Raw genomic sequence first — 12,960 nt, 5'->3', positions numbered from 1 at the left:
TATAATAGGTTATAAATGAATCTTTTAGATGATATCGACGATACTTATATAATAAAGAGGTGTTCCTGGTGACCGAGCTTGAGCGCATGAAGGAGGACCACCACGAGTTTTTAGATATTCTATTTTTCACTCCGTCTGAATTTGAGAAGGCCAGCGGTGCATGGCCGTTACGCATTGGTCGTAACATTGCTAAAAGCAATTATCATATAGGTCCTCGGACTACGCCTTATCATTATTTGTTATTTGTGCTGGAGGGCGAAGGCTCATTCATTCAGAACGGACAGCAGTATCCCTTGCGAGCAAAAGATGCCTTCTGTCTGTTTCCACATGTGACGCATGAGTACTGGACAGATCCCGACCATCCTTTGCAGAAAATATTTATTGCCTTTGACGGAGCATATGCCGCTGAACTGCTCTCCCGAATTGGCTTAAGTCCTGAAAATCCGTACCGTTCAGGTGTACTCACGCCCGAAACAGCTAGCAACATGCGTTCATTTATGGAGGACGTTCGTAAACCGCAGGACAGTGCCAGTGATTTGGGGCGACTGATCCGGTTTCTCAGCCTTTTCGACCGCATTGCACGCTCTCCGGCGAACAAAGACTTGCAACCGGATGTAGCCACCCCCTGGCTTCAAAAAGGTAAAGAGTACATTGAACTTCATTTTGCAGGCGGCATTTCGGTGGAGGGTGTGTCTGCCCATGCAGGGGTGGATCGAACCCATTTTGCCAAACAGTTTCGTAAAGCCTACGGCTTGTCCCCTGTGCAATATATCCAGCAACTCAAAATGAAGCAAGCCAAACTCCTGCTTGTGCAGACCACGCTGAGTTTAACGGAGGTGGCTCATTCCGTAGGTTATCCGGATTTATTTTCGTTCTCCAAAGCTTTTAAAAAGCAAGTTGGCTTACCTCCCAACCGCTACCGAACAACGACAACAGAACAGTAGATTGATTAGATTAGTTGGTTAAGAGAACCGGCGCACTAACGTAACACTTTCCTGTTCTCAAGCGCAAAAATAACCTGAATAAGGCAAGCCCCTTCACTATGCGAGTGATCGGGATTTGCCTTATTCAGTACGAAAAAATCTCATCTTTCACTTCCTAAAAACTTACTCCCAACATATGTAACTTATGTACCGGTTCTTACGTTAATTCTAATGAATATACCAAAGGAGTGGTTATCATGCGTATTTCCAAGTTTTTAGTGGTGACTGTGCTAACTCTTGCTATGGCTGGCTTCAGTTCATCCGTAAATGCGGCTTCTCTCTCCGCTTCCGGCTCAACGGTAAACATCAAATCCAATGTGTTGGGCGAAAAATCATTTACAGGTCTGATTGTTAAAGGGCACACCTACGTTGATCTCGACGGATTCGTGAATTGCCTTCCGTTCCAAATTAATTCCAAAGCGTTATCCTTTCAATCCGAAACCAAAACGTTTAAGGTACTCAATGAAGACTTTGCAATTCCTACCCCAGAATTACAGTTCAAGGTTGGAAGTGATACGTTCCAGCACAATGATAAGTCATTTCGATTAAGTGATCCCGTTCTTTTGATTCAAAACCGCATTTATTTTCCGCTAAAAGATATCGTTTCGGTCTACGACATTAATGTTTCTTATAACTCTCAGACGAAAACGGTACAAGTGAGTAAAGAGTAACTTACGCTACACCTGGTTCACAAAGGTAGAATGTTACCAAAACGGGGAACAAGCGCACCAGTTGGGACGCTTTTATCTAATCGGAGACTCCAGATGTATAGGATTATCGCCCGAATAACTGTACTGCTCAATGTGCCCGTCCTTGAAAATGATGTAATGATACTTATCATTAGGCTGATCAGCGAATGTTACGGAAGCACCATAAGGAGCCTCTGAGCTTGTGAAGGAATAATTACCCGTTATATCTATCATTTCCTCAGAAGAATATCGCTTTTGTTGAATTAAATAAGCCCTCACTTTCTCTTCAGCATCATTCATTTTGATCGGATTACCAAATAAACTGAAGTACACCCAACCTGATATCACCACAACTAACGCTAAAGTAGCAATCCAACTGATTTTCACTCTTTTCGACATAGAGAAACCTCCATTTCTACACTTTCTCATTCCCTAAATAATATAAAAATCCCTTCTGAGCTACACACAGCAGGAACGAATACCTGCTGCTTTGCCCAGAAGGGATTATCAACTAAACGTTAAAGGTTGTGTTATTGTTTCTGATGTTGTGATTCTTCCTTCGTTTCCCCGGTCTTTCGCGCCAGCGGAATGCCATTTTGCTTCGCATACCACGCCTCATAATGATGCACAGCCACACCTGCAAACGATGAATGCGAGGCACCGAGTTCAAACACCTTCTGCATCTCTTCGTCCATATTGCTGATGGGCTTGCGGAAAAAGGTCAAGTGATCTCCCTCGTGTGTATCCGCGAGTTCTGCTCCAATCCAGACTTTCTTGCCCAGATCATCCGCTTCAGCCAGCTCTTCCTTGGACAGATCGTACATCTGCTGCCCGCTATCCCGATAAGCCATAATAGCTACCGCATCGAAACGGGAGATGACCCAGCGACTGAACGTCTCCTTGCCTCCAGCAGACTGCCGGGCATCCAGCCAGAATGGAATCGCTGCACTCATATATAGTCCTGCTTCCTTTCCGGCTTCCGTCCAGACCTCCATATTGTTCTGCCACTCGGCAATGACACTGCTCTGCTCGTTCTCCCAGCGTTTTAACTGGTATGGCTCGACATCGAGCTGAATGCCTTCAAAGCGTTCATTCTTCGCAGAAGAAGAATTGTATGCCCGCACGCGTTCAATAAAAGCAAGTCCTTCTGCGCGCTTCTCGCGATAAGCCCAGTCGGCATGACCGTTCAGCGCGTGCACTTCGATCTCGGCATTGGTTGCAGCCGCAATGAACTTGCGATAAGCCGCATCGGGCACCTCATCCTGAACTTGCAGGAAAATGGTATCCACGCCCTGTTCCTTGGAGAACGCGATAATCTCAGGTGTCTGCTTCATAATGATCGACGTATCCCACAGCCAGGTTGCCTTGTGTTCCTCATGCGAAAACCATTTGAACAGCCAGGACAGGAGCAGCAGGCAGAACACCACAGCCACAATAGCCCATTTCGCCTTACCTGCCAACTTGCCCTGTATTCTCATCGGTCGCCTCAGACGAGAACCGCTTCACTTGGTGCAAACACAGGATGTTGTACCGAGTGACCGATCTTGTAAATATGTGAGTGATTGTACGTGCGGAATGCATTACGTGTATCCAGAATTGGTACACCCAGTTCCGCAATATCATAATAAGGCAAGTCGCTGTGGTTGGTGATCAGCACGATGCAATCGTACGTTTTGAACTGCTCCAGGTTAAAGGCTTGGCTGTGCACGTTTTCGCCATGTTTGTCTTTGAATGATTCTGCATGCGGGTCGTAATAGTTAACGTTTGCGCCGCTTTCCTTGAACAGCTCGTATACTTCCAGTCCCGGTGATTCACGCAGATCGGCAATGTTCGGTTTGTACGACATGCCGAGCAGGAGAATGTTCGATTTACGAACAGACTTCGCGTATTCATTCAGGATTGTTGAGGTTTTATTCAGTACATAGTACGGCATATTGTCATTGGTGGATTGCGCCAGTTCAATAAATTTGCTATAAAAACGGAATCCTTTGGCCTTCCACGACAGATACATCGGGTCGAGCGGGATGCAGTGTCCGCCAATACCCGGACCTGGATAGAATGGCATAAAGCCAAACGGTTTCGTCGCAGCCGCGTCAATAACCTCCCAAATATCGATGCCCATGCGATCACACATCATCGCCATTTCATTGACAAAGGCAATGTTGACACTGCGAAATGTGTTTTCCAGCAATTTGGACATTTCCGCTACTTTAGGTGAAGATACCGGAACTACAGTCTCTACATATTTGCTGTACAGCGCAGTGCCTAGTTTCAGACAAGCTTCCGTTGTACCGCCGATGACCTTCGGTGTATTAAACGTGGTGAAACGGCCGTTGGATGGATCCACTCGCTCAGGTGAGAAGCACAGGAAATAATCTTTGCCGGCTTCATGTCCAATCTTGTCCAGCTCTTGCTGGATCAACTCTTCCGTTGTACCTGGATACGTCGTACTTTCCAGTGTGATCAGCATACCTGGTTTCATATGCAGTTTAATCTGATCAACAACCGTCTCGATATAAGAGGTATCCGGGTCCTGGTTTTCGCTGAGCGGTGTCGGTACGCAAATACTCAGTGCGTCAATGACACGCAACATGCTGTAGTCTGTTGTTGGCTGAAAGCGACCGCTTTGCATTACTTTTTTCAATTCGTCGGACGAAATATCGTGAATATAGGAATCTCCATTGTAGATGCTGTCGACTTTGGAAGCATCCAGGTCGATGCCGATGACGGTGAACCCTTGATTGACCATCTCCACCGCAAGGGGAAGGCCGACATAACCGAGGCCGACAACGCCCAGTACCGCTTCTTTATTTTCGATCGCGTTCAGTAAAGTGTGAAATTGTTGATTCTCCATGATATTCCCTCCGCGCAATATATTTGATGTTAAAGTGTAAAAAATAGTTCAGATCATATAGATGTGGTTGTAACTGTAACCGTTGTGACTCTAATCTACTTAACTTCTAGTGCAGGCAGCGTCTGATCCGGGCGTCCAGCTCCACAGGAGAGAACGGCTTGGTCATATAATCGTCTACACCGCTACTGAAACATTGGCTGATCGTCTGCTCCACCCGCTGTTCGGTCAACACGACGATTTTCGGCGGTTGCTCCATCTCTAGCTTCTGGATATGGTGAATGAATGGAAGCCCATCGATTCCATACAGATTCAGCTCGGTCAGCACCAGATCAGGTGTCACTTTCTCGATCAGATCGAGTGCAGCGAGTCCATCCACCGCTTCGTAGGTTTCGTATCCTTGCATTTTCAAACGCAGCTGCAAAAATTCACGAACCGTCGGATCATTATCCACGATCAGAATTCGTTCGGGGTCATCCGCCGTATGTTCCAGCGTATAGATATGAATTTCCGATGAATCCACAAGCTTCGAAGATTCGGCCATATGCTGAATCGTTGCCTTTGAAGGGCGCTCCCCCGGCGGGAAACTGGCCAGTGTGATCTGCGGATCAGCACCAGGAGCACTCTCTTGCAACTCATGCTTGATACGAAGTCCTTCATAATGAACTTCATCGAGCGTAAGCCCTGGAAGCAGCACAGCAATTGCCTGTGTATGACTATCCTGCCATACCTGGAACGACGTATATCCCGCCTGCTCCAGATGTGTCCTGACCTGCTGCTCCGGCTGAACCTGACCTGCACAGTGAATGAACATTAAGCCACAAGCTTCGGCACCCGTTTCCTTCAATCCCTGTTCTACATTGCGATACACATTAACGGCAGCTTCACGCTGCAATGTCGCCGTATTTGGCATGTTCTTTTCCACCCTTCTATAATGTTGTTACAATTAAGCCGCCTTGCTGGCGTCCTTGGATTCCTCAGACCAGCTTTGGCGTGTCATCGTGCCCCAGGAATTGTTGTTTTGCAAAAACTGAATGTGTCCCTGCAATCTCCACAGCACGCCGAGTTGATGATATCCCACAAATTTCAGGGCGGAGTAGACCAGCATTTTGACCAGATCGGACAGCTTGTTATACCGTTTAAACGCAATTTCCTCCAGAATCAACGCCCCTACACTCAGCAGATATCCACTCACAAAGTTCAGCAAGCCAAACAAAACGAGGATCGGCCACTGGGTCATGTCCAGAAGCACATATCCAGCCAGAGCGATCAGTCCGGTAATGCGGAAATACGGATTCAGTGCTTCGAAAATAACGTTATATGGCATGGTGATTAACCCCATAACCTTATATTTCGGATTAAACAGCATGCCGCGATTTTCCAGCATGTTTTTCAGATTCCCGCGGCCCCAGCGTTTGCGTTGGCTAGACAAAATGCGGTACGAATCCGGCGCTTGTGTCCAGCACACCGCTTCAGGACAGAAAGCGACGCGGTATTTGAGTTTATTTTCCAGCATATAGCGGTGAAGCTTGATAATAATGTTCATGTCCTCACCTGGATAACCGTCGCGGTATCCACCTACGGCGATAACAGCATCCTTACGGAACATGCCGAATGCGCCAGAGACGATGATCAGACCGTTCATGTGACTCCAGCCAATTCGTCCGCCGAGGAAAGCTTTCAAATACTCAATAGATTGGAACATCGGCCAAATCTTACGCGGCAAGGATACGTCCTGAACCGCACCGTTTTCGATTTTGCAGCCGTTGGCAATCCGGACATCCCCACCAATCGCGACAGTCTCTTCCGGATTCTCCATATACATGCGTGCCATGCGGATCAAAGCATCTTTCTCCAGAAGTGAATCGGCATCGATGGAAGAGATCAGCGGATAATGGGACAAATTAATCCCTGCGTTGAGGGAGTCGGCCTTACCGCCATTCTCCTTGTCGATGACATACAGATCCGGGAAGTCCGGGTTATGATAGATGCCGCGAATCTTCTGACAGGAGATTTTTCCGCGAATTTGCGTATTCGGCACCGGCTTCAGCCGGTATTCTTCCAGCAACACCTTCAAAGTGGAGTCGTTCGAACCATCATTAATGACAATGACTTCATACGTTGGATAGTTCAGTGTCATGAGGCAGTTTACATTTTCAATAATCGTCAGTTCCTCGTTGTACGCTGGCACCAGCAGGGATACCGAAGGAACCAGTTCCGAGCCGGATAACGTGTTGTACTTGGAGTAATGTGACCTCCGGAAGATCGTCCAGATGTTACGAAATGATAAGGCCAGTATGGAAAAATAAAGCGTATTAACAAACACCACATAATAGATGGCGACCATACCGTAGATTAGCAATAAATCTCTAAGCAGTGTAATCCCCTCCTACTGTTGCAACGCCTGTGCGTTTCTTGGTTGTACGGTTTTCGCCGCGCACCGGGCCAAAATAACGTTCGTACAGCAGTCTTTTTTTGTTATGTGCAATCATCTGCTCTACCGCCTTGTGGTCGGTTCCCGAATGCTGCATCGTGCTCTCGATCTGCTGCATGGCAATCTCGCGCTCTGCACCCGTTCCTTGCACTGCTGCCTGACACAAAGCTTCGAATCCCGGTTCGCCCAGCTTACTCAAACTTTCCGCGCTGTTATAGCGAACTCTCCAGTCTTCATCGCGAAGTGCCTTGCGCAGCAACGGGATGCTGCCTGATGCATGCTTCAAACCAAGTGCCTGTACCACTTCCGCCCGAACTTCCGGATCGGTGTCCTGGATCAGCTTCAGAATCGTCTCATCCTTAAGTGCTGGACTTGCACTGAGATACAGCTTCACTGCTTCGGCACGAACATCCTCATGCTCTGCTCCGACGAGTCTGTGGAGTGCAGGCATTACTTCCGGCACCGCTTGTCCCCACATCGCCACAAGTCCTACTTTGACAAAATCAGGGTTGCGATCCTCAAGCAATTCGATCAACACACGACTCGTATCCAGGTTTGCTTCCAATAAGATGTCCGCTGCCAGATGATGAATCGATTTTCCTTTCGTTAAAAGCAGTGTAAGCATGTCTTTCAACTCGCCATGCCGGGTTGTACATCTCGCAATCGAACGTCCAATCATGATAGCCATCGGACCCGGCTTCTCATCCTTGAGAAGCTCCATTAAACCTGGAACTGCTTCGGGACAGCGCATGCCTCCGAGACGATATGCTGCATCAATCTGACGTCCGTAACGCAGACGGCCCAGCTCTTTCAGATCGTGTTCGACGAATCCGGCCTCGCGGCACAGTTCGATCAGCTTGTCACGATACTCTCCCTTGAACTGGTCAATCCATTCAATCAGCTTGTCCTGAATAACCCGTCTTTCTAGTGGAGCAAGCTTGCCTGGCGGCAGCTTGAGTGGGCTGTTCTCCGTCAATGCGGTCTGCAGATACGTGAAGTAGTCTCGTTGCTTCATTTCATACAAAGCGGTTTTGCGTCGTTTGCCGTTGTGGGACATTTTCATGGCAAACAGAACGATGACGCCTACAATCACAAGTGCAATGCAGGCGATCAAAAACCAATAGGCCAAAGCTAAACTCTGGAACATGTGAAAAAGTCCTCCTTTTATACTCGCTTATGATGTTCTATGCTGATTTATTCGATCTGAAAACTAGGCATTTTTTCATAGCTCTGCCGCATTTTCTCATAGCTTAACTTAAGTCTTTCGCTATATTCGACCTGCTCCCAAGGTTTCCAGCTGTAGACGGGTAAAGTTTTCAAATCCAGCGTTGATTGCTCGCCCCCAGGCCAGGATACCTGTTTCGTGGAACGATCCGTCAGCCATGGAACCAGCGTGATACCTTCAACGCTAGTTGTAGAAAACTCCCGACCGTTTTTCAGTGGTCCGTATTCGATGGCCTGCAAGGAGCTCGGATCACCGAAACCAAGCAGCATCCAAGGAATTCGCATTTCCACCTGATTGCCGTTATACTGCCAAGCTGTTAACGAATCGCTGTCTGCCTGTCCTGAAGCTGTCGTACCTCTCTTTAACGTTCCCACGTTCTCCGCCATGAATGGATGCGCTGAACGTGTATCTGGCGGGGTCATCTTCAGACTGACAGCCAGTTCCCACGGATGGAACGGATCAGCTGACTTCAATTGCTCGTCTGGGATCATGTTATATCCGTCCTTGCCATACAGACGCTGATTGAAATCATAGTCCTTCGCAATCTGTACCTGGGACTCGTTATCCTTGCCTAGTGTAATGACCGTTTCCAGTCCATCACTTAGAGTTTTGCCTGGCAACATGTTGCTTGGTTGACTGCCGCCGGTAAGGGTATCTGTTCCAATGCGAAGTACAGTTTTCTCCGGGTCAAATGGCTGATCCAGCGTCAAGCCCACATACAGATAAGCTTCATCATGGGTCACTTTCATCTCCTGAATACCATTCACCTGTCCCTGCCAGACCGTAACTTCTTCATCTTTCAGCTTATCCCAGTCATCCAGCTTGCCATCAATGGTCAGCTGTTCCTGTTTCCCTGGGTCCATGGCCAGCAAACCAAACATCTTTTCGTTGGTTAACACGTTTAGCCAGTACGCCCGGCGATCTGCCGGAATTTCCAGCGGCATCGTGTTCCAGGTCTTTTTGAACCACTCATCCTGCCACATGAACAGAATCGCTCCTGCATAGCCTTCATCATAGATATCCTGCGTAAGCGAAGCATCGATGTCTCCCTGCTGTACCTCGTTATGCCCGCCTTGATTTCGACCACCCATGCCCAGATGAGAAATACCAAGTGAGGACGGCACACCATACTCTGTAATCATTACAGGCATATCGGAAAACTCGGCTTTTAGCTTTTGCAGATAGCTTTTGTACGTGTTGTACTCGCCCTTTTCATCCTTGATGGTTTGCAGTGTCTTATCAATGTGGAACAGATCCGGGTAATACGGGTACACGTGGTAGGCAGCAAAATAACCTCCATCCCATGCTTCCGGCTTAATATGCCGTGCATCCACACTGACGAGATCCTCTTCATAGAGCGGCTCGCCTGGATGATCCAGCACATCGGTTGTAACCCAGTTGGTAAACGTCATCGGATGTTCCCATCCATACTTTTTCTCCTGAACCGCCGTGTAGTCCAGCAGCTCTGCTAACCAATTTTCAAACGGTGATGCTTCTGCACTACCGGAAAAGTGAACCCCTTTGTACTGCGGCACATCCGCATGCACCTTATTGGTGTTGTCCACCATCCCCGGGTCCCACTCGGTACCTACATGCCAAGCCATCAAGTATTTTCCGGCATTGGTTCTGTACTTGCCGCTGGACTCTCCGTTCTTGGCAGGAATGTCTGCATCACCGTACACGGCAGATACGGCCTTTTCTATTTCCTGCTTGAACCTCTGTTCAATATGATCGGCATAGGCATCCTGCTTCTCAATCAATTCCTCCTCAGGTGACCATATGCCCTGTATAAAATATAACGGTTGCTCCCGGCCACGATTATAATCGACCAGTGCGGAGTAAAAAATCGGCTGGTGGACGGTATAGACCCTGATCACATTCGCGCCCAAATCCTGAATCTGCTCGAACCAGCGCAGGTAATCCTCCTCGGTGAGCGGGAACTCTCCCGGGTAATGTCCCGGCGAAGTCGCCCCCAGGTTCACCCCTTTAACGAACATTTCCTTCCACGTTCCATCCGGCCCGTATTGCATGAACCGGTCTCCATCGGTCTTGAATTTCATTTCCGTGCCGTTCTCCGCTGTATACGTAACAAGCTTTGGTTGCATGTAATGCCATCCGGCAAGTATTCCGCCAGTCACCACCAATGCGCCTGTCAAAGCTGTCAGTAACCAGCGTCTTCGTCGTTGTCTACTCATGACTTCTGATTGCTCACCTCTCTAGTATGCATCCTGCTTCCCCATAGATCAGGTTCATGCACTGCACAAACCCATGCAGGAAACATACGATCATTCCGCTTCGGATGTCCGCTTGGTAGAGATGTCAGCGGTGTAGTTCTCACTATAGCGCTAAGCCTCTGCATTGTAACTAGGCTGATGGAAGCAAACATGATATGGAACGTTCTGCCCATACTCAGCCCGTTGAGCCACCCGCCAGCACTCCAAGGCAACAATTCCGTTTGCGGTCTTTTTACATTCGTGATCTGCCGAAAAGCACAGATGAATGCCCTGCTTATCCTGCACATCTTCACGTAATATTGTTATGTGCAACGCGGATACAGGCACTCTTCCCCCGAAAAACATATACCCCATTAAACGCGAGTAACATTTTAAAGTTTCGCGTTTTTTACAGTATTAACCATAAAGATTACAAAATTGATACTATAGTCCGATAACGCATCACTGAAAATCCGCGTCCTATCAAGGTTTTCTGAAAAGTACTGAAAATGAAAAAAGGACATCAGTCCCCCTATCTAGGACTCTGTCCATGAACGACACTTTTACAAAAATCAAAATGAACTACCAGTCATCACCCGTAGGTCACAGATCTCTCACATTAAATGTAAAAAGCCACATCTTATTTCCTATTTCAGACCTCTGATCTGTCGATCGTATAATTGTGTACAATTTGCAAAATAATTCCGGTTGCCGCATTTTGAATTGTCCTTTATGCTTATAAAACAAGAACACTTGTTCCATACTGTAAATAAACTGTAAATGAACAGCTCTCTGCAAGGATCAGACGACAGGAGCAACATCAAGAATTGCAGATAAGGAGAGGAAACATCATGCCCCGCCAAGACAGACGTGTCATCATGCTGGCAGACTGCCAGTCATTTTACGCCAGTGTGGAGAAGTCTGCACATCCCGAGTACAAGGATCGCCCCCTCGTTGTAGCTGGTGACCCGGCGAGGCGCTCAGGTATCATTCTGGCGGCGTGTCCTCTCGCCAAGTCCTACGGTATTACAACCGCAGAACGACTGGGAGAGGCGCTTGCCAAATGTCCAGATGTTGTCGTTATTCGCCCAAGAATGGCCGAATACATCCGCGTATCCCTTCATATTACACGTATTCTTCAGTCCTATACCGATCTGGTGGAACCCTACAGCATTGACGAGCAATTTCTCGATGTCACGGGAAGCCTCGATCTGTTCGGCAGTCCCGAAACAATTGCACGCAGCATTCAGTCCAAAGTGATGGATGAAACTGGCGTTTACATTCGAATCGGCATCAGCGATACCAAAGTCGTCAGCAAAATGGCCTGTGACCTGTATGCCAAAAAAGTCCCAGGAGGCATCTATACGCTGCCAAGGAAGGATATGCCCTCCACGATCTGGGAAAAACCTGTACGCGATATGTTCATGGTTGGTTCACGCATGGCACAGCATCTCTACAAAATGGGCGTTCATACGATTGGTGATTTGGCGAATACACCGCTATCCCGGCTCAAGGAGCGGTGGGGTGTAAATGGTGAAGTGTTATGGCGTATCGCCCGTGGTATAGATGATTCTCCGGTAAAACCCGGAACATACACACACCAGCAGCAGGGGATCGGACATCAGATGACGCTACCACGGGATTACGAGACTTGGGAAGAGATTAAGGTTGTGTTGCTGGAGCTCGCGGAACTAGTCAGCCGACGTTCCCGGGACAAATCACTCATGGGGCATGTCGTTTCGGTCGGGTGTCGCGGACAGGATTACGACCGGCCAACCGGTTTTTCCCGTCAGATGAAGGTGAATGAACCGACCAACATCACAGATGAAGTATATGATGCGGCGGCAGCTCTGTTTCTGCGCCATTGGGACGGATTACCCATAAGACGCATCCATGTGTCGCTGAGCGGACTTGTACCCGATTCAGAAGTACAACTGTCCTGGTTTGACGACCGCGAACGCAAGAGAGAACTGGAGCGAGCCACGGATGATATCAAGCGCAAGTTCGGAGATACCGCCATCATGCGTGCCTCATCCCTGTGCTCGTCCGCTCAGGCGCAGGATCGTTCTCATAAAATTGGAGGTCACTATAGATGAGTAAAAAATTGCAACAAAACGGACTTTTTGAATCCTCACGTATGATGCTTCCCGAACATCGGGAAGCCTATATTCTTCATCAGGAGCAGCTTGCCCCCCGCACGCGTCCCTCCCTGGATGCCCAGGCCGCAGATGAAATGTCCCGTTTGCTGAGCAACTCCATGGTACTTGGCGACCGCGTTACGATCACGCTGTTCCATGAGCATGATGACATTTCTTATACTGGACGTGTGCTCCGATTGGATCGCCCCGCCCGTACACTCAGACTGCTAACCGATGACGGGAATCGGGATCTTCAGATGAATCTCATTACAGGTGTGACTCCAGCAGGTGAGTGGATGGATGAGTGAGTGAGTTATACAATAAATAATGAAGGAACAGATTGAATCTACCTTTGTATAGAAGTGAACATACAATCTTTATACGATTTAAACTAAGATTGCTCTTAAACTTTTGAAATAATTTCTCC

11 protein-coding genes are annotated in these 12,960 nt (G+C 48.0%); 4 read left to right on the top strand and 7 right to left on the bottom strand.

Features of this window, described 5'->3' with window-relative positions; translation table 11 throughout:
- Window positions 1–68: 68 nt before the first annotated feature.
- A complete protein-coding gene (locus J2T16_RS12390) occupies window positions 69–944 on the top strand; it encodes a helix-turn-helix transcriptional regulator (protein WP_336120312.1) in 876 nt (291 codons plus the stop codon).
- A gap of 236 nt (window positions 945–1,180) precedes the next feature.
- The gene (locus J2T16_RS12385; RefSeq protein ID WP_336120313.1) at window positions 1,181–1,654 is read left to right on the top strand and encodes a stalk domain-containing protein; all 474 of its coding nucleotides are present in this window, start codon (window positions 1,181–1,183) and stop codon (window positions 1,652–1,654) included.
- A gap of 72 nt (window positions 1,655–1,726) precedes the next feature.
- Here the strand turns inward: J2T16_RS12385 and J2T16_RS12380 are convergent, their stop codons facing one another.
- The 7 genes from J2T16_RS12380 to J2T16_RS12350 all read right to left on the bottom strand — a co-directional run bounded on the left by J2T16_RS12380 (window position 1,727) and on the right by J2T16_RS12350 (window position 10,377).
- Entirely contained in the window at window positions 1,727–2,071 is a 345-nt protein-coding gene (locus tag J2T16_RS12380; RefSeq protein WP_336120314.1) for a DUF3139 domain-containing protein, read from the bottom strand.
- Between the two features lie 131 nt (window positions 2,072–2,202).
- On the bottom strand, window positions 2,203–3,150 hold the full coding sequence (locus tag J2T16_RS12375) for a hypothetical protein (protein ID WP_336120315.1): 948 nt from the start codon (window positions 3,148–3,150) through the stop codon (window positions 2,203–2,205).
- Between the two features lie 8 nt (window positions 3,151–3,158).
- Window positions 3,159–4,526 carry a nucleotide sugar dehydrogenase gene (locus J2T16_RS12370; RefSeq protein ID WP_336120316.1) on the bottom strand — a complete coding sequence of 456 codons (1,368 nt, stop codon included), beginning with the start codon at window positions 4,524–4,526 and terminating at the stop codon, window positions 3,159–3,161.
- A 106-nt stretch (window positions 4,527–4,632) separates the two neighbouring features.
- A complete protein-coding gene (locus J2T16_RS12365; protein ID WP_090922675.1) occupies window positions 4,633–5,436 on the bottom strand; it encodes a response regulator transcription factor in 804 nt (267 codons plus the stop codon).
- Between the two features lie 33 nt (window positions 5,437–5,469).
- Window positions 5,470–6,870, bottom strand: a complete 1,401-nt coding sequence (locus tag J2T16_RS12360) for a glycosyltransferase family 2 protein (protein ID WP_186809635.1) — start codon at window positions 6,868–6,870, stop codon at window positions 5,470–5,472.
- Between the two features lie 22 nt (window positions 6,871–6,892).
- Window positions 6,893–8,104: a HEAT repeat domain-containing protein gene (locus J2T16_RS12355; protein WP_154888335.1), complete on the bottom strand. Its 1,212-nt coding sequence runs from the start codon at window positions 8,102–8,104 to the stop codon at window positions 6,893–6,895.
- A gap of 47 nt (window positions 8,105–8,151) precedes the next feature.
- Window positions 8,152–10,377 (bottom strand): hypothetical protein, encoded by a 2,226-nt coding sequence (locus tag J2T16_RS12350; protein WP_308723154.1) that lies wholly within the window; start codon window positions 10,375–10,377, stop codon window positions 8,152–8,154.
- 869 nt (window positions 10,378–11,246) lie between these two features.
- Between J2T16_RS12350 and J2T16_RS12345 the strand changes: the two genes are divergently transcribed.
- Both J2T16_RS12345 and J2T16_RS12340 read left to right on the top strand, forming a co-directional pair.
- Window positions 11,247–12,491: a DNA polymerase IV gene (locus tag J2T16_RS12345; RefSeq protein ID WP_090922681.1), complete on the top strand. Its 1,245-nt coding sequence runs from the start codon at window positions 11,247–11,249 to the stop codon at window positions 12,489–12,491.
- Window positions 12,488–12,841, top strand: a complete 354-nt coding sequence (locus tag J2T16_RS12340) for a YolD-like family protein (protein WP_090922683.1) — start codon at window positions 12,488–12,490, stop codon at window positions 12,839–12,841. The genes J2T16_RS12345 and J2T16_RS12340 overlap by 4 nt, the downstream gene beginning before the upstream one ends.
- Window positions 12,842–12,960: the final 119 nt, after the last annotated feature.

The organism is Paenibacillus intestini (assembly GCF_030803945.1).
GTDB classification, from domain to species: Bacteria; Bacillota; Bacilli; order Paenibacillales; family Paenibacillaceae; genus Paenibacillus; species Paenibacillus polysaccharolyticus.
This window is presented reverse-complemented; position numbering and strand designations above follow the sequence as displayed.